Genomic DNA, 15681 nt, shown 5'->3' on the forward strand with positions numbered 1-15681 from the left:
TGGTGACGGGCGGTCGTCGTACCCGGTCATGCCGACCTGCCCCTGAGCTGTCTGGCCAGCCCGAGCGTCGCCGTCTTCACGGCCGCGGCGAGCTGTGGGATCCGGTACTGGGCGATCGGTACGGAGATCGACATGGCCGCTACCGCCTCGCCCTGCACGACGACCGGCGCGGCCACACAGGCCCGGCCGATCGTGGCCTCCTCGCTCTCGAACGCCAGTCCGGTGGCCCGGATCTCGGCCAGTTCACGGCGCAGCCGCTCCGGGTCGACGATCGAGTGGGCGGTGATCCGTCGGAGCGGTTTGGTCAACACCGCTGCCCGCACATCGTCCGCGCTGAAGGCCAACAGCGCCTTGCCGACGGCCGTGCAGCTCAGCGGGAGGCGACCGCCGACCCGTGAGGGTAACGCCAGGTCGGAGTGGCCGTAGATCTTCTCGACGTAGACGACATCGGGACCCTGCCGAACCCCGAGGTGCACGGTCTCGTGGGTGGCCAGGAAGAGGTCCTGCATGAACGGCAGCGCGCTCTCGCGCAGGCGTTGCTTCAGCGGCACCAGCGCGCTGAGCTCGAACAGGCCGAGCCCGAGTTCGTAGCCCTCGGAGTCGCGGGCGAGCAACTGGTGATCGATGAGCGCCTGGCTGAGGCGGTGCACGGTGGATTTCGGCATTCCGGTGCGCTCCGCGAGCTCGTTGAGTCGCAGTTTGCGGTCACCGGACCGGAACGCCTGAAGTATCCGCAGGCTCTTCTCGAGCATGTTCGCCTGATCGCGACTGCTGATGTCCCGTGTGACGGGACTTGGCCTTACCGCTGGTCGGGTCACCGAGTACACCTCCTCAGCACGGCGGGCGCTTCGATCCGCACGGCGCGTCACTCGTTTTCCAGTGCCGGCCGCTGGCGGGGTCGTCACGTTGTGAACCCTGCCGAGGGGCACCGCTTGTTACGTCTTGGTTAACCACGATCGTCGGCGATTTTGCCTCTTGACGAGGTAGCCGTACATCGTACGATACGCAACACGGAACGACATGACCAGGCAATGTTTCACCGATCGCCAGCCCGAGTTCCGTGACCGACAGGAGTTGACATGTCGCAAATTGTGACGGGGGCATCAAGGGGAGAACCCCGCCATCGTGCGCTTCGCCTGCCTGTCCCCCCACCGCTTGTCGGGTTCCTCATCCGGCGGGCGCTGCGGGGGGTGGTCGTTCTCTTCGCCCTCTCCCTCCTGGCCTTCGGGCTGGTGCACCTGCTGCCCGGCAGCCCCGTCGACACGCTCGCCGGCCCCTACAGCGACGCCGCGACCCGGGCGCGGCTCACCACCGACCTGGGCCTCGACAGGCCGCTGCCCGTGCAGTACGTGACGTGGCTGTCGAACACCCTGAGCGGTGACTTCGGCACCTCGGTCTTCAACGGCCTGCCGGTACGTGACCTGATCGGCGACCGACTGCCGAACACCCTGCAACTCGCGGTCTTCGCGACCCTCACCTCGATCGCCTGGGGGATTCCGGCGGGGGCGCTCTCCGCGATGAAGCGGGGACGTCTCTTCGACGCGACGGCCCGGGCGACGACCTTCGTCGGTCTGGCCATCCCGGTGTTCGCCTTCGGTGTGGCGCTGGTCCTGCTCTTCTCGATCGCGTTTCCGAGCTGGCCCACCCTCGGCTTCGTGCCCTTCTCGCAGGACCCCGCCCGGAACCTGCAGAGTCTGGTGCTACCCAGCATCGCGCTCGGACTGCCGCTGGGTTCGACGCTGTGCCGGTTCATGCGCTCCTCGATGCTCGAGGTCTACGAGCAGGACTTCATCCGCACCGCGTTGGCGACCGGCAGTACGCACTTCCAGGCCACGATGCGACACGGGCTGCGTAACGCGGCTGCTCCGGTGGCCACCGTGGCGGGACTGCAGATGGCCGGAATCGTCGGCAACTCGATCCTGATCGAGAACGTCTTCGCCATTCCGGGCATCGGACAACTCACGGTCACGGCGATCACCCAGCATGACGTCGCGGTCGCTCAGGCGTGCATCCTCGTCCTGGGGGCCACCTACGTCGTGCTGAATTTCGCCGTCGACCTTCTTCTTCCGCTTATCGATCCGCAGATCGGAGCGAAGTGATGACGCACGCAGCGCCAGTTCGGGTCGGTCCGGAAGCGGTGCCGAACAGGCAACGCCACTGGTTCGCCGTGTTCCTCCGCACCAGGCGGGAGGCGAGCGCGGGAATCCTGCTCCTGGTCGCGCTGGTCGCCCTGTCGATGACGGTCCACCTGTGGGCCGACTACACGCCCTCGGAGGTGGCCGGCGCGCCGTTCTCGCCGCCGAGCGCCCAGCACCTGCTGGGCACCGACGACCTCGGCCGGGACTATCTCGTTCGGCTGATGACGGCCGGGCAGACCTCGCTGGGTATCGCGTTCTTCGCCGCAGCGCTCGCGCTGCTTGTGGGCTCGGCGATCGGTATCGCCGCCGGGTTGCGAGGCGGATGGCTCGACTCGTGGCTCATGGCCGGCATCGACCTCGTCCTCTCCTTCCCCTCGCTGCTGCTCGCGCTGAGCGCGGTCACCGTCTTCAACCCCACGAAGACGATTCTGGTCCTGGTGCTCGCGCTCATCGCCGTACCGCAGTTCGCCCGGGTGGTCCGGGCGAAGTGTTTGGAACTGCGCGAGCGGGAGTTCGTGCTCTCCGCCCGGGTGTCCGGCGTGCCGGATCCGGTGATCGCGATAAAGCATCTCGTGCCCAATGTCCTGCCACTCATGACAGTTCAGTTCGCCAACACGGCAGCGATCGCCATCCTCATCGAATCCTCCCTGAGCTATCTCGGCCTCGGTGTCCAACCGCCGGATCCGAGCTGGGGAAACATGATCTACGCCGCCCAGAGTTACATGATCGAGTGCCCCTGGCTGCCACTCGGTCCCGCCGGTGCACTGCTGCTCGCCTCATTCGCCTGGGGACTTATCGGCGAAGGCTTCAGCGGCGGGGCCCGTTCCCTCATCTGACTTTCGGACCCAGAGTCATCCCCCAGCTCCGTCGTTCCCCTCCGACGGGCACACAAAGAAGGGCAACAATCATGTCGCTTCTCACCAACACCCGCCGGATCGGGGTGCTGACCGCGTCGCTCGTCACCCTGGTCGCGGCGGTGGCCGGATGCGGCGGCTCGTCCGCCGATTCGGCCGCCACAACGGCAAGCGGCGAACCGCGTCGCGGCGGCACGCTCACCATCGGTGAGGACAGCCAGCCACTGAGCGGATTCGATCCGATAATGGCGCAGTCCTTCAACTCGAAGCGGATGGTCTCTCAGTTCTACGAAGGACTGCTCGCGCTGGACACCGACCTCGAAACCCTGAAGCCCGCCCTCGCGACGGAGTGGAAGGAGGTGTCGCCCACCGAGTATCAGTTCACCCTGCGGGAGAACGTCACGTTCCACAACGGAGAGGCGCTCACCGCCGAGGACGTCAAGTTCAGCCTGGAGCGGATCGTCGACCCGGACCAGCACTCGCCGTACGGGTCGCTCTACAACTTCGAGAGCATCGAGATCGTCGACCAGAAGACCATCAAGGTCCTGCTGTCGCGTCCGCAGGCGTCCCTGCTTCACCTCCTCGCCCAGCCGTGGAGTGGCGGCATCGTCGACAAGAGTTGGATGGAGGGTAAGGACAAGGACGCCCTCAAGACCCAGGAGAACGGCACCGGACCGTTCAAGCTGCGGGAGTTCCAGGAAGGTTCGCTGATCAGCACCGTCCGCTTCGACGGGTACTGGGACAGTGGCCTGCCCTACCTCGACCAGGTCAACTACCGGCTGATGGCGGACGAGTCCACCCGCCAGCAGGCGCTCTCCTCCGGTGCCGTCGACATGATCCAGACGCGGGTGCCGAAGAACGCCGAAGCGCTGGGGAAGCGAGGGCTGGAGGTGGGCCCCGCGTACAAGCTCACCTACTGGGTGGGCCTCGACGTGAGCCAGGGGCCGCTGGCCAACGAGAAGGTCCGTCAGGCGATCAGCCTGGGTCTGGACCGTAAGCAACTCATCGAGATCGGCTCCCAGGGCACCGGCGAACTCGCGTACACCATTCCGCCGGCCGACCCGCTGGGCGCGGCGGCCAGCGAGGACACCCCCTTCTACCGGTACGACCCGGAGCAGGCCAAGAAGCTGCTTGCCGAGTCCGGCCTGAAGGACATCAAGCTCAAGATCAACCTACAGGCCGACAACTCGCAGTCGCTGCCGACCGCGCAGTTGATGAGCGAGCAGCTCAAGAAGATCGGCATCGAGCTCCAGGTGCAGCAGATTCCGTTCGCGACCCTGGTCAGCAACCTGCTTTCCGGCAACTGGCAGACCGACATGATCGTGCTCAACGCGGCGCTCAACGCGGACGCCAGCCAGTACCTCGCGCTCTGGTTCGCCAAGGGCATCCCATCGACCAAGGTCGACGACCCGAAGCTGTGGGCGATGATGGAGGAAGCGATCTCCACCAGCGGCGGCAACGACGCCCGCCGGGCCAAGTACCAGGAGATCGGCGACTACATCGCCCAGAACGTGTACCAGATCGTGCCCTACGCGGCACCGAGCCAGTTCGACGTCTGGTCGCCGAAGGTGCAGGGCTACCAGGCGGACGCCACCGGAACCAGGATCTTCCTCAAGCACGTCTGGATGGGATGAGTTGCCGTGACTAGTACGACGTCGTCGGCCACGACGCTGGGCCGCCCTGAAGACCCCGCCGCCCGGCTGCCGCTCCTCGACATCAGAAACCTGACCGTCGGGTACGGCGAGGCAGCACCGAGCGTCCAGGGCGTGACCCTTCGCGTGGAACCCGGCGAGATCGTCGGACTGATCGGCGAGAGCGGGAGCGGGAAGAGCACGGTCGCCATGGCCGCGCTCGGCCTGCTGCCGCGCAGCGCCCGGGTCGAGGCCGAGCGGTTCGATGTCTGCGGGGTGGACATTCGCTCGGCCTCGACCCGGCAGCTGAACACCCTGCGTGGCAGTTCCGTCGCCATGGTGTTCCAGGACGCCATGGGTGCCCTGGATCCGTGCATGCGCGTCGGAGCCCAGATCGCCGAGGTGGTGAAGCGCCACCAGCGCCTCCGGGGTGCTCCGTGCCGCAAGGAGGTGCTGGAGCTGATGGCCCGGGTGGGCCTGCCGGATCCCGAGACGCGTGCCCGGCAGTACCCGCATCAGCTCTCCGGTGGGCTGCGCCAGCGTGCCGCCATCGCGCTGGCGCTCGCCGGCCGGCCGCGGATCCTCCTCGCGGACGAGCCCACCACCGCGCTCGACGTCACGGTCCAGGCGGGCATCCTGCGCCTGTTCCGCCGCATCCGCGACGAACTCAACGTTGCAATCGTCCTCATCTCCCACGACATGGGCGTGATCGCCCAGACCGCTGACCGGGTCGCGGTGATGCTCGACGGCGCGGTGGTCGAGCAGGGCAGCGTCGAACGGGTGCTGCTCAGCCCGGAGACGCCGTACACCCGCAAACTGCTGGAGTCCGCGCCGAGCCTCGACACCGAGCCGGCGCGGACCGAGGCCGACGCCGGCCCGGTGCGCCGGCCGGACGACAGCGATCCGGACGGCCGTACCGACCTGATGACCGTGACCGGCGTGACGCGCCGATTCCGCTCGAAGGGACGACACATCACCGCTGTCAGCGATGTCTCGCTTGCCGTCAAGCGGGGCGAGGTGCTGGGCGTCGTGGGTGAGTCCGGCTCGGGCAAGAGCACGCTTGCCAAGTTGCTCGTCCACCTGGACAAGCCGAGCACGGGCGCGTTGGCGATGGACGGGCTCGACTACACCAGGCTGCGGGGTGCCCGGGCCCGACGTTTCCGGGCCGCCGTGCAGATGGTCTTCCAACATCCCGCCGGTTCGCTGAACCCTCGATTGAAGGTCCGCACCTCGATCCGGGAGCCGATGCGCGCCGGCAAGGTCAGCAGGAGCGACGGCGACGCCCGGGTCCGCGACCTGCTCCGCGAGGTGGGCCTTCCCGAGGGGTGCGGAAACCGGCTGCCGCACGAGTTCTCCGGCGGTCAGAAGCAGCGCATCGCGATCGCGCGGGCGCTCAGCTCGTCGCCCGACGTCGTCATCCTCGACGAGCCCACCTCCGCCCTCGACGTCTCGGTGCAGGCGCAGGTGCTGGACCTGCTTGACCGCCTGCGCAGCCAGCACGACCTCACCTACGTGTTCATCTCGCACAACCTCGCCGTGGTCCGGCAGGTAAGCGACCGGGTCGCGGTCATGTACGCCGGTCGAGTGGTCGAGGTGGGTGACAGCTCGACCCTCTTCGCGAACCCACGACACTGGTACACCCGTACGCTCATCGCCGCCGTACCGTCGACGGACCCGCGGCACCGCAACGACGGGGACGGCGAAGCGGCGCGGGCGGGTGGCTCCGGTGCCGCGGGCAACGGAACCTCGTCGACCGACGCCGCTGCCGCCTGCGCCTTCGCGCCGCGCTGCCCCCGGGCGGAGGCGCGTTGCCGGACCGAGGTGCCGACGCTTACCGAGGTCGGGCCCGGCCAGCAGGCGGCCTGCCACTTTCCGGCGGCACACAGCGCCGCCACCGGGGAGGGCGGACCGCGATGACCGGACTCATGGATCTCGATGCACACGAGCAGGCGAGGCTCGTCCGCGCGGGAGAGGTGAGCGCCGAGGAGTTGGTGGCGGCTGCCATCGACACCATCGAGCAGCGTGACGGCGAGGTGAACGCGGTCGTCTACAAGCGCTACGAGCAGGCGCTCGACGAGGCGAGACTCGTCACCGGCTGCGCGGACCGTCCGTTCGCCGGCGTGCCGACGCTGGTCAAGTCGATGGACGCGCTCGCCGGTGCCCCCGCGCACCTCGGCTCGCTCTACCTGGCTGGAAAGGGACGGACGGCCGCCGAGGACTCGGTGGTGGTACGCCGGCTGCGCCAGGCCGGTTTCATCGTCCTGGGACAGACCGCGGCACCGGAGTTCGGTCTCGTCTCGGTGAGCGAGACGAAGCTGCACGGCGTGACGCGTAACCCGTGGGACCTCACCCGGACGCCCGGTGGTTCGTCGGGCGGCGCCTCGGCCGTCGTCAGTTCGGGCATGGTGGCCGTGGGTCAGGGCGGCGACGGCGGCGGTTCGATCCGGATGCCGGCGGCCTTCTGCCACCTGGTCGGGCTGAAACCGAGCCATGGTCTGCTGCCCGGCCGGATCGAGAAGGGCGACCGGTGGGGACACAGCGTCCCGGCGGTGGTCACCCGGACCGTCCGGGACACCGCAGCCGTCGTCGAGTTCCTGGCCGACCGCGCCAACCGGAGCGCGCGGCTGCCCGCGTTCCGGCACGGAGACCTGACCGAGGCGGTCCTCGACCGCGATTCGCGTCCCCTGCGCATCGGTTTTGTCGCGACCGCGCCGGCGTACGCGCCTCAGGTGGAGGGCCCGGTGCGCGACGCCGTCGGGTCGATGGCGGTGTTGCTGGAATCGCTGGGTCACCAGGTGGAGGAAGCACACCCGGCTGAGCTGTTCGACCCGCACGTCCTGACTGCCTTCTTCGACACGCTGAGTGTCACCGTCGCCCAGTCGGTGGATCACCTGACGGCGGAGGTGGGCGTCGCGCCCGGCCCCGACGACCTGGACCCGATCACGCGCTTCTGGGAGAAGCGTGGCCGGCAACTGAGCGCAGTGGAACTGGCCGACGAGATCTCCTGGCAGCAGGGGTTCAAGGTGCGGATGGCACGCTGGTGGAAGAGCTACGATCTGCTGCTCTGTCCGGTGTTCTCGACGCCGGCCCCGAAGGTGGGCTGGCCCTGGCGCGAGCCGGACGGCCTCAGGAAGTCGGTCGATGTCCTGACCTTCACCGCGCCGTTCAACACCACCGGACAGCCGGCCATGTCGGTTCCCGCAGCGGTGACGGACAATGGGCTGCCACTCGGAGTGCAGTTCGTCGCCGATTTCGGTCGCGAGGACCTGCTACTTCGCGTGGCACACCAGGTGGAGACCGCCCGCCCCTGGAACTCGATCGCGCCGCGATTCCGTTGAGCAGGTCAGCTGCGGAGGGTGCGGTAAGGCGAACGGGTCCGGGCAGCACGTACGTAGGAGGACAGAGTCCGATGCCAGCCGTGAAGGGTGAGCCGGTGAACCGGCGGCCACCGTCCAAGCGAGCCAAGCTGAGCAAGGCGGACATCGTAGCCGCAGCGCTTGAGATGTCGGACGCGTCGACCGGGCTGGAAGCGGTCACCATCCGCAGCCTGGCGAACCGGCTGAACGTCGGTGCGATGACGCTCTACGGCTACTTCCGGAGCAAGGAGGATCTCCTCGACGCGGTCGCGGACCATGTCATGAGCACCCTGCGCATGGCCAGCGTTCCCGACGAGTCGCCCGAAGAGGCGATCCGGGCGGTCGCCGACGCCTTCCTGAAGCTGATGAGCGAGCACCCGAGCGTCGTGGCGCTCCTTGCCAGCCGGACCACCCGCAGCCCGGACTCGCTGCGGGTGGCGATGGAGTCGGTGCTGCGCCGACTGGTGAACGCCGGCCTGCCCGCGCCATTGGCGATCCAGTGCTACGGATTCCTGATCCAACACGCCATCGGCTACACGACCTATCGCGTACCCCGCCCCTGGGGTGGCGAGCCCACAGCCGAGGTGCTTGAACTACGCCGGCAGCAGGAGCACTTCTACGCAGCCCTGCCGGTCACCCAGTTTCCGCTGGTCGTGGAGTGGGCGGGCGAGTTGGCCCTGCTCCCGGCTCGAGAAACCTATGACTTCGCGATCGACGCCCTCGTGGCGCGCGTCACCCAACTCGTCCCGCAAGGGAACTGATTCGCTGAACCCCTAGTCAGGAGTGCCCTCGATGCATGACCCGTTGCCCGAATCGCTTACCGGCCGGACCATCGCGGTGCTGGGTGGGACCGGTCCGCAGGGACGTGGCCTGGCCCGACGGTTCGCCGCCGTTGGCCTGACCGTCGTCATCGGTAGCCGTGATGCGGCACGTGCCGCCGATACGGCCGCCCGGCTGGCGGAGGCGACCGGTGGCTCGGTGTCGGGCGAGGGCAACGCCGGTGCCGCCGCAGCCGGCGACATCGTGGTGGTGGCGGTGCCCTGGGAGGGGCATGCGGACCTGCTCAAAGGGCTCGCGACCGCGCTGAGTGGCAAGATCGTGGTCGACTGCGTCAACCCGCTCGGCTTCGACAAGCAGGGTGCCTACCCGATCGAGACGGCCGAGGGCTCCGCAGCTCAGCAGGCGCAGTCCCTGCTGCCGGAAAGTATCGTCGTGGGCGCCTTCCACAGCGTGAGTGCGGTCAAGCTCGACGATCCCGAGGGCAGCCCGGTCGACACCGACGTGCTGGTGCTCGGGGATGTACGCGCGGCGACCGACCTGGTGCAGGAGCTCGCCGGCACCATCCCCGGGGTGCGCGGCATCTACGGGGGACGCCTGCGCAACGCCAGCCAGATCGAGGCCCTCACCGCCAATCTGATCAGCGTCAACCGCAGGTACAAGGCGCACGCCGGGATCCGCATCACCGACGTGTGACGGGTCCGGAGCGATGACCAGGCTGCCAAGGCCCACCCCGGGCCCAACTGATCAACGGTCGGTGCCGTCCGCTGGGCGGGACGCGGCGGGCGGTGCGGGGCGGCGGAGGTCGGGCGTGACAGACTGGCCGCTGTGTTGCGCTGGTTGACCGCAGGGGAATCGCACGGGCCCGCCCTCGTCGCGTTGCTGGAGGGGGTGCCGGCCGGCATCGAGGTGACCTCCACCGAGATCGCCGGGGAGCTGGCCCGCCGCCGGCTCGGCTACGGCCGGGGTGCGCGGATGTCCTTCGAGCAGGACGAGATCGAGGTCATCGGCGGCCTACGGCACGGGGTGACGCTGGGCAGCCCGGTCGCCATCCGGGTCGGCAACTCCGAGTGGCCGAAGTGGCAGACCGTGATGGCCGCCGACCCGGTGGACGCCGACGAGTTGGCCAGGCAGGCCCGCAACGCGCCGCTCACCCGACCCCGGCCCGGCCACGCCGACCTGGCCGGCATGCAGAAGTACGGCCACACCGACGCCCGGCCGATCCTGGAGCGGGCCAGCGCGCGGGAGACCGCCGCCCGGGTCGCCGTCGGCACGGTGGCCAAGGCCCTGCTGCGGCAGGCGCTCGACATCGAGATCGTCTCGCACGTGGTGGAGTTGGGGCCGGTCGCCGTCAAGCCGGGGCTGCGGCCCCGCCCGGAGGACGCCGCCCGGATCGACGCCGACCCGCTGCGCTGCCTCGACCCGGAGGCCAGCGCCCGGATGGTCGCCGAGGTCGATGCCGCGAAGAAGGCCGCCGACACCCTCGGCGGTGTGGTCGAGGTGCTGGCGTACGGCGTACCGCCGGGCCTGGGCAGCCACGTGCAGTGGGACCGTAAACTCGACGCCCGGCTGGCCACCGCGCTGATGTCGATCCAGGCGATCAAGGGTGTGGAGATCGGCGACGGCTGGCAGCAGGCCCGGTCCCGGGGTTCCGAGGCGCACGACGAGATCATCCCCACCGCCACCGGGGTCCGCCGGGTCACCGACCGGGCCGGTGGCCTGGAGGGCGGCATCACCACCGGCGAGCCGCTGCGGGTCAAGGCCGCGATGAAGCCGATCTCCTCGCTGAACCGGGCCCTGGCCACGGTGGACATCACCACCGGCGAGCCGGCCACCGCGATCAACCAGCGTTCCGACGTCTGCGCGGTGCCCGCGGCCGCCGTCGTCGCCGAGGCGATGGTGGCGCTGGTGCTGGCCGAGGCGGCGGTGGAGAAGTTCGGCGGCGACTCGGTCACCGAGATCCGCCGCAACCTGACCGGCTACCTCGACGCGCTGGTGATCCGGTGACCGGTGCCACCCGCCCGGTCTGCGTGCTGGTCGGCGCGCCCGGCTCGGGCAAGACCACCGTCGGGCATGCCCTGGCGGTGGCGCTCGGCGTCGAGTTCCGGGACACCGACACCGACATCGAACTCCTCGCCGGCAAGCCGATCCCGGAGATTTTCATCGACGAGGGGGAGGAGCACTTCCGCGCCCTCGAACGGGCGGCGGTCGCCGCGGCGCTGGCCTCCTGCACCGGGGTGCTCGCCCTCGGCGGCGGCGCGGTGCTGGCCGAGGAGAATCGCGCCGCCCTGATCGGCCACCGGGTGGTGCACCTCTCGGTCGAGTTGCCCGACGCGGTGAGGCGGGTCGGGCTCGGGGTCGGCCGGCCACTGCTGGCGATCAACCCCCGCGCTACCCTCAAGCACCTGATGGACCAGCGCCGCCCGCTCTACGCCGAGGTCGCCACCGTCACCGTGCAGACCGACGGCCGCACCCCCGAAGACATCGCCGCAGAGATCGCCACCCTGGTTGCGGTGTAAGGAAGGGCCCCTTGTTAACGCCTCCGGTATAGCAGGGGCCCCTTGTTAACAGTTGGCGGTGAGCGCGGCAGCCGGCGCGGGGCGTTGCCGCGGCTGCGGGCGCCAGCTGATCAAGAGCGCGAGCGCGAGCAGGAGCTCGGCGAGATCGCCGCCGTAATACATGACCGTGGCGCCGGCGCGGAGCTGGTCCGGCGGGGCCGGCACATCGACGAGCAGCCCCGCGTACAGGAGTTGGGCCAGGCCGGCGTGGGCGGCCACCGCGATCCCGAGCACCACCAGCCGGACCGGGACCCGGGGTCGGTGCGCGGCGGGTTCCGGCCCGGCGATCGACCAGGTGAACAGCAAGCCGCTGAGCAGGAAGTGCAGGTTGACCAGGTCGTGCAGTGCCGGGCTGGCGAGGGTGGCGCGGTACAGCGGCGTGAGGTAGAGCAGCCAGAGCCCGCCGGCGGTGAGCAGCAGCCCGGTGGCCGGGTGGGTGAGCACCCGCACCGCCGGATGGCGCAGCACCCGCAGCGCCGCCCGACCGGCCCGCCGGTCGACGGTACGCAACGCCAGGATGCCTGGCGCGCCGAGCACCAGCCCCAGCGGGGCCAGCATGCCGAGCAGCAGGTGCTGCCACATGTGCGCGGCGAACCCGTCCACCGGCAGCAGCAGGGCGACGGCGAGCAGGGCGCATCCGACGGCGAAGGCCGCCGTTCGCCAGTGGCTCCAGCCGGCCCGGTCCGGGGCGCGCTGCCGCAGCGCGGCGGCCAGGTAGAGCCAGCCGGCCAGCAGGGGTACCAGCAGTGCCGGACCGACGGTCGTGCCGTGCTCGGTGCCGTGCGCCGAGACCAGGGCGAGATTCACCCGGGTCGCCCCCGGGTCGGCGTCGGCTCCTTGTCGGCGCAGACGTCCACGGCGGTGGCGCGGCGCTGCACAAGCCAGCCGACGATGATCAGCAGGACGCCCAGCGCGAGGAAGCCGAGATCCCACCAGAGCTGGTGCTCCCCGGGACGAACGTGGTGGATGCCCAGGATGTGGTGGTCGATGATGCCTTCGACCAGGTTGAACAGTCCCCAGCCGACCAGGACCCAGCCCCACAGCATCGGCGAGCGCCAGAGTTGGCCCCGGGATCGGGTCACCCGGGCGTACAACATCGCCAGGCCGGTCAGCACCGCCACCCAGGTCACCACGTGGAACAGGCCGTCCCAGAGGGTGTTCATCTGAAGTCCCGCGACGGTGTCCACCGGGTACTCGCGTACCCCGATGTTGTCGTTGCCGGTGCTGCTGAGCATGTGGTGCCACTGGAAGACCTGGTGCAGCAGGATGCCGTCGACGAAGCCGCCGAGACCGACGCCGAGGATGGTGGCCGGCAGCCGGATGTCTGCGCCGTCGATTGTCCGCTGCCCCATGGGCGTCCCCTTGCTCCGTACGGTGATCCTGGCTGCCCGTGCCCGTTCCACGAGGCGGTAAACCTGCGTTCCAGCCCTCGGGCGCGCGGTGGGTGGTGCCGCCCCGGACGGCGGTCGGTGGGCTAGGCTCCCGGCGATGGACGAGGTGACCCGGATCCCGGTCGGCGGCGAACGGCCGTACGACGTGCTGGTCGGACGCGATCTGCTCGACACACTGCCCGGCCTGTTGCCCGATGCGACCCGGGTGGCGGTGCTGCACGCCCCGCCGCTGAAGGGACTGGCCGACGCCATCGGTGCCCGGCTGGCCGGGGCCGGGATGACACCGCTGTCGATCGAGGTGCCGGACGCCGAGGCCGGTAAGCACGTCGAGGTGGCGGCGCAGTGCTGGGACCGGCTGGGGGCGGCCGGGTTCACCCGTACCGACGCGGTGGTCGGGCTGGGCGGCGGCGCGGTGACCGACCTGGCCGGGTTCGTGGCCGCCTGCTGGTTGCGTGGGGTGCGCTGGGTGCCGGTGGCCACCTCGCTGCTCGGCATGGTGGACGCGGCGGTGGGCGGCAAGACCGGGATCAACACCTCGGCCGGCAAGAACCTCGTCGGCGCCTTCCACCCGCCGGTCGGCGTGCTGGCCGACCTTGCCACCCTGGACACCCTGCCCCCGGCGGACCTGGCCGCCGGCCTGGCCGAGGTGGTCAAGTGCGGGTTCATCGCCGACCCCGTCATCCTCGAACTTTTCGAGCGGGACCCGGCGGCGGCCACCGACCCGTCCGGGCCGGTGGTCCGGGAGCTGATCGAGCGGGCGGTCCGGGTCAAGGCCGATGTGGTCGGTGGTGACCTCCGCGAATCGGGGGTACGGGAGGTGCTGAACTACGGGCACACCCTCGCGCACGCGATCGAGAAGGTGGAGGACTACCGCTGGCGGCACGGTCACGCCGTCGCGGTCGGCCTGGTGTACGCCGCTGAACTGGCCCGGCTGGCCGGCCGGCTGGACGCCGACACCGCGCGCCGGCACCGCGAGGCGGTCGCCGCGCTCGGCCTGCCGACCGGCTACCCGGCCGAGGCCTGGCCCCGGTTGCTGGCCGCGATGCGGGTCGACAAGAAGGCCCGGGGCAGCACCCTGCGCTTCGTGGTGCTCGACGGGCTGGCCCGGCCGGCGATCCTGACGGGCCCCGACGACGAGCTCCTGCACGCGGCCTACCGCGCGGTGGCCCAGTGAGCGCGAGGAGTGAGCCGGGTTTGCGAGTCCCGCAGTCGCGAACGAAAGCAGGCCCAGTGAGCGCGAGGAGTGAGCCGGGTTTGCGAGCCCCGCAGTCGCGAACGAAGGTAGGCCCAGCGTGAGGGTGTACGTGCTCAACGGGCCGAATCTGGGTCGGCTGGGTACCCGCCAGGTCGATGTCTACGGTGCCACCAGCTACGCCGACCTGGTTGAACTCTGCGAGTCGACCGGACGTGACCTCGGCCTGGAGGTGACCGTCCGGCAGACCGACGCCGAGCACGAGCTGATTGGCTGGCTGCACGGCGCGGCGGACGAGCGGGCCGCGGTGGTGCTCAACCCGGCGGCCTGGTCGCACTATTCGATCGCCGTACGGGATGCTTGCGCGCTGCTGCGCGCGCCTCTGGTGGAGGTGCACCTCTCCAACATCCACGCGCGTGAGGAGTTCCGGCACCACTCGGTGATCTCGGCGGTGGCCACCGGAGTGATCTGCGGCCTCGGTGTCGACGGCTACCGCCTCGCCCTGCACCACGTCGCCGCCCTGGCGCGCCGCGCCGGTCCCGCCGATCAGCCAGGATGATCCGTTACGGCGACTCTCCGTGATGGCGGGCGCCGGCCGGAAGCCGATCGCGGCGGGGTGAGCCCGGCGGAGGGTGGCGGAAAGCGGGCCGGGTGAGCCCGGCGGAGGGTGGCGGAAAGCGGGCCGGGTGAGCCCGGCGGACGGCGGCGGAAAGCGGGCCGGGCGGCGGCTAGTAGACTTGCCAGGTCTGTCCGCCAAATCATGATCAAGGCAGGAAATGGCCACCACCAATGACCTGAAGAACGGCCTGGTACTCAACCTCGACGGAGAGCTCTGGTCCGTCGTCGAGTTCCAGCACGTCAAGCCTGGTAAGGGTGGTGCGTTCGTGCGTACCACGCTGAAGAACGTGCTCTCCGGCAAGGTGGTCGACAAGACCTTCAACGCGGGCACCAAGGTCGAGACCGCGACCGTGGACAAGCGCACCATGCAGTACCTCTACGCCGACGGCGAGGACTACGTCTTCATGGATCTGGAGACGTTCGACCAGATCACGGTCCTGGGCGGGACGGTCGGCGAGGCGGCCAACTACCTGCTGCCCGAGGCCGAGGCGATCGTGGCCACGCACGAGGGCGTGCCGCTCTACGTCGAGCTGCCGACCTCCGTCGTGCTGGAGGTCACCTACACCGAGCCGGGGCTGCAGGGCGACCGCTCGACCGGCGGCAACAAGCCGGCGACCGTGGAGACCGGCGCGACCGTGCAGGTGCCGCTCTTCATCACCACCGGCGAGAAGATCAAGGTCGACACCCGCGACGGCCGTTACCTCGGCCGCGCCTGATGGCCGAGGGTCCGAAGCAGCCGATGCCGGCGCGCCGCAAGGCGCGCAAGCGGGCGCTGGACGTGCTCTTCGAGGCCGACCTGCGGGATCGTCCACCGGCCGAGGTGCTCGCCGGCTACGTCGAGCGGATCGCCACGCCACGCCCCGAGCATCTGGGCTACGCGGTCGGTCTGGTCGAGGGTGTGGCCGGCCACCTGGACCGGATCGACGAGTTGATCGCCAGCTACGCCGAGGGCTGGACGCTGGACCGGATGCCTGTGGTCGACCGCAACCTTGCCCGGATCGCCGTCTACGAGTTGCTCTACCTGGACGAGATCGACGACGGGGTGGCGATCAGCGAGGCCGTCGAGTTGGCTCGGCAGATGTCGACCGACGATTCGCCCCGTTTCCTCAACGGGTTGCTCGGCCGGATCGCCGAGTACGCCACCCGCTGAGCCGTCGGCGGGGCTG

At 69.8% G+C, this 15681-nt stretch carries 16 protein-coding genes; 13 read left to right on the top strand and 3 right to left on the bottom strand.

Going from position 1 to position 15681, the window contains the following annotated elements; all coding sequences use genetic code 11:
• Nucleotides 1–26: 26 nt before the first annotated feature.
• Nucleotides 27–752: an IclR family transcriptional regulator gene (locus tag AC507J_RS17175; protein WP_496290156.1), complete on the bottom strand. Its 726-nt coding sequence runs from the start codon at nucleotides 750–752 to the stop codon at nucleotides 27–29.
• A 327-nt stretch (nucleotides 753–1079) separates the two neighbouring features.
• Here AC507J_RS17175 and AC507J_RS17180 point away from each other — a divergent pair, with 327 nt between their 5' ends.
• The 9 genes from AC507J_RS17180 (at nucleotide 1080) to AC507J_RS17220 (ending at nucleotide 11275) form a co-directional block, all read left to right on the top strand.
• On the top strand, nucleotides 1080–2099 hold the full coding sequence (locus tag AC507J_RS17180) for an ABC transporter permease (protein WP_496290157.1): 1020 nt from the start codon (nucleotides 1080–1082) through the stop codon (nucleotides 2097–2099).
• Nucleotides 2099–2974, top strand: a complete 876-nt coding sequence (locus AC507J_RS17185; RefSeq protein ID WP_496290158.1) for an ABC transporter permease — start codon at nucleotides 2099–2101, stop codon at nucleotides 2972–2974. The genes AC507J_RS17180 and AC507J_RS17185 overlap by 1 nt, the downstream gene beginning before the upstream one ends.
• A 71-nt stretch (nucleotides 2975–3045) precedes the next feature.
• On the top strand, nucleotides 3046–4626 hold the full coding sequence (locus tag AC507J_RS17190; protein WP_496290159.1) for an ABC transporter substrate-binding protein: 1581 nt from the start codon (nucleotides 3046–3048) through the stop codon (nucleotides 4624–4626).
• A 6-nt stretch (nucleotides 4627–4632) separates the two neighbouring features.
• Nucleotides 4633–6540 carry a dipeptide ABC transporter ATP-binding protein gene (locus AC507J_RS17195; protein WP_496290160.1) on the top strand — a complete coding sequence of 636 codons (1908 nt, stop codon included), beginning with the start codon at nucleotides 4633–4635 and terminating at the stop codon, nucleotides 6538–6540.
• The gene (locus tag AC507J_RS17200) at nucleotides 6537–7961 is read left to right on the top strand and encodes an amidase (protein ID WP_496290161.1); all 1425 of its coding nucleotides are present in this window, start codon (nucleotides 6537–6539) and stop codon (nucleotides 7959–7961) included. The genes AC507J_RS17195 and AC507J_RS17200 overlap by 4 nt, the downstream gene beginning before the upstream one ends.
• A gap of 71 nt (nucleotides 7962–8032) precedes the next feature.
• The gene (locus tag AC507J_RS17205) at nucleotides 8033–8740 is read left to right on the top strand and encodes a TetR/AcrR family transcriptional regulator (RefSeq protein ID WP_496290162.1); all 708 of its coding nucleotides are present in this window, start codon (nucleotides 8033–8035) and stop codon (nucleotides 8738–8740) included.
• 31 nt (nucleotides 8741–8771) lie between these two features.
• On the top strand, nucleotides 8772–9452 hold the full coding sequence (gene npdG / locus AC507J_RS17210; RefSeq protein ID WP_496290163.1) for an NADPH-dependent F420 reductase: 681 nt from the start codon (nucleotides 8772–8774) through the stop codon (nucleotides 9450–9452).
• A gap of 132 nt (nucleotides 9453–9584) precedes the next feature.
• A complete protein-coding gene (gene aroC, locus AC507J_RS17215) occupies nucleotides 9585–10763 on the top strand; it encodes a chorismate synthase (protein WP_496290164.1) in 1179 nt (392 codons plus the stop codon).
• A complete protein-coding gene (locus AC507J_RS17220; RefSeq protein WP_496290165.1) occupies nucleotides 10760–11275 on the top strand; it encodes a shikimate kinase in 516 nt (171 codons plus the stop codon). Before aroC ends, AC507J_RS17220 begins: the two co-directional genes overlap by 4 nt.
• Before the next feature lie 45 nt (nucleotides 11276–11320).
• Here the strand turns inward: AC507J_RS17220 and AC507J_RS17225 are convergent, their stop codons facing one another.
• Nucleotides 11321–12121 (bottom strand): cytochrome c oxidase assembly protein, encoded by an 801-nt coding sequence (locus AC507J_RS17225; RefSeq protein WP_496290166.1) that lies wholly within the window; start codon nucleotides 12119–12121, stop codon nucleotides 11321–11323.
• Entirely contained in the window at nucleotides 12118–12666 is a 549-nt protein-coding gene (locus AC507J_RS17230) for a DUF2243 domain-containing protein (protein ID WP_496290167.1), read from the bottom strand. The genes AC507J_RS17225 and AC507J_RS17230 overlap by 4 nt, the downstream gene beginning before the upstream one ends.
• A 136-nt stretch (nucleotides 12667–12802) precedes the next feature.
• Between AC507J_RS17230 and aroB the strand changes: the two genes are divergently transcribed.
• From aroB to nusB, 4 genes are all read left to right on the top strand, one after another.
• Nucleotides 12803–13879, top strand: coding sequence for a 3-dehydroquinate synthase (gene aroB, locus AC507J_RS17235; RefSeq protein ID WP_496290168.1), 1077 nt, complete (start codon nucleotides 12803–12805; stop codon nucleotides 13877–13879).
• Between the two features lie 118 nt (nucleotides 13880–13997).
• A complete protein-coding gene (aroQ, locus tag AC507J_RS17240; RefSeq protein WP_496290169.1) occupies nucleotides 13998–14456 on the top strand; it encodes a type II 3-dehydroquinate dehydratase in 459 nt (152 codons plus the stop codon).
• A 217-nt stretch (nucleotides 14457–14673) separates the two neighbouring features.
• Nucleotides 14674–15231 carry an elongation factor P gene (efp, locus tag AC507J_RS17245; protein WP_341720362.1) on the top strand — a complete coding sequence of 186 codons (558 nt, stop codon included), beginning with the start codon at nucleotides 14674–14676 and terminating at the stop codon, nucleotides 15229–15231.
• A 23-nt stretch (nucleotides 15232–15254) separates the two neighbouring features.
• Entirely contained in the window at nucleotides 15255–15665 is a 411-nt protein-coding gene (gene nusB / locus AC507J_RS17250; RefSeq protein ID WP_496290259.1) for a transcription antitermination factor NusB, read from the top strand.
• Nucleotides 15666–15681: the final 16 nt, after the last annotated feature.

Source organism: Micromonospora sp. PRAS1, from assembly GCF_059553435.1.

Excerpts from the sequence above, each read along its gene's own strand:
- AC507J_RS17190 (WP_496290159.1), top strand. The coding sequence starts at position 3,046 with ATGTCGCTTCTCACCAACACCCGCCGGATCGGGGTGCTGACCGCGTCG.
- AC507J_RS17180 (WP_496290157.1), top strand. The coding sequence starts at position 1,080 with ATGTCGCAAATTGTGACGGGGGCATCAAGGGGAGAACCCCGCCATCGT.
- AC507J_RS17200 (WP_496290161.1), top strand. The coding sequence starts at position 6,537 with ATGACCGGACTCATGGATCTCGATGCACACGAGCAGGCGAGGCTCGTC.
- aroB (WP_496290168.1), top strand. The coding sequence starts at position 12,803 with ATGGACGAGGTGACCCGGATCCCGGTCGGCGGCGAACGGCCGTACGAC.
- nusB (WP_496290259.1), top strand. The coding sequence starts at position 15,255 with ATGCCGGCGCGCCGCAAGGCGCGCAAGCGGGCGCTGGACGTGCTCTTC.
- AC507J_RS17175 (WP_496290156.1), bottom strand. The coding sequence starts at position 752 with ATGCTCGAGAAGAGCCTGCGGATACTTCAGGCGTTCCGGTCCGGTGAC.
- AC507J_RS17205 (WP_496290162.1), top strand. The coding sequence starts at position 8,033 with ATGCCAGCCGTGAAGGGTGAGCCGGTGAACCGGCGGCCACCGTCCAAG.
- npdG (WP_496290163.1), top strand. The coding sequence starts at position 8,772 with ATGCATGACCCGTTGCCCGAATCGCTTACCGGCCGGACCATCGCGGTG.
- AC507J_RS17230 (WP_496290167.1), bottom strand. The coding sequence starts at position 12,666 with ATGGGGCAGCGGACAATCGACGGCGCAGACATCCGGCTGCCGGCCACC.
- AC507J_RS17185 (WP_496290158.1), top strand. The coding sequence starts at position 2,099 with ATGACGCACGCAGCGCCAGTTCGGGTCGGTCCGGAAGCGGTGCCGAAC.
- efp (WP_341720362.1), top strand. The coding sequence starts at position 14,674 with ATGGCCACCACCAATGACCTGAAGAACGGCCTGGTACTCAACCTCGAC.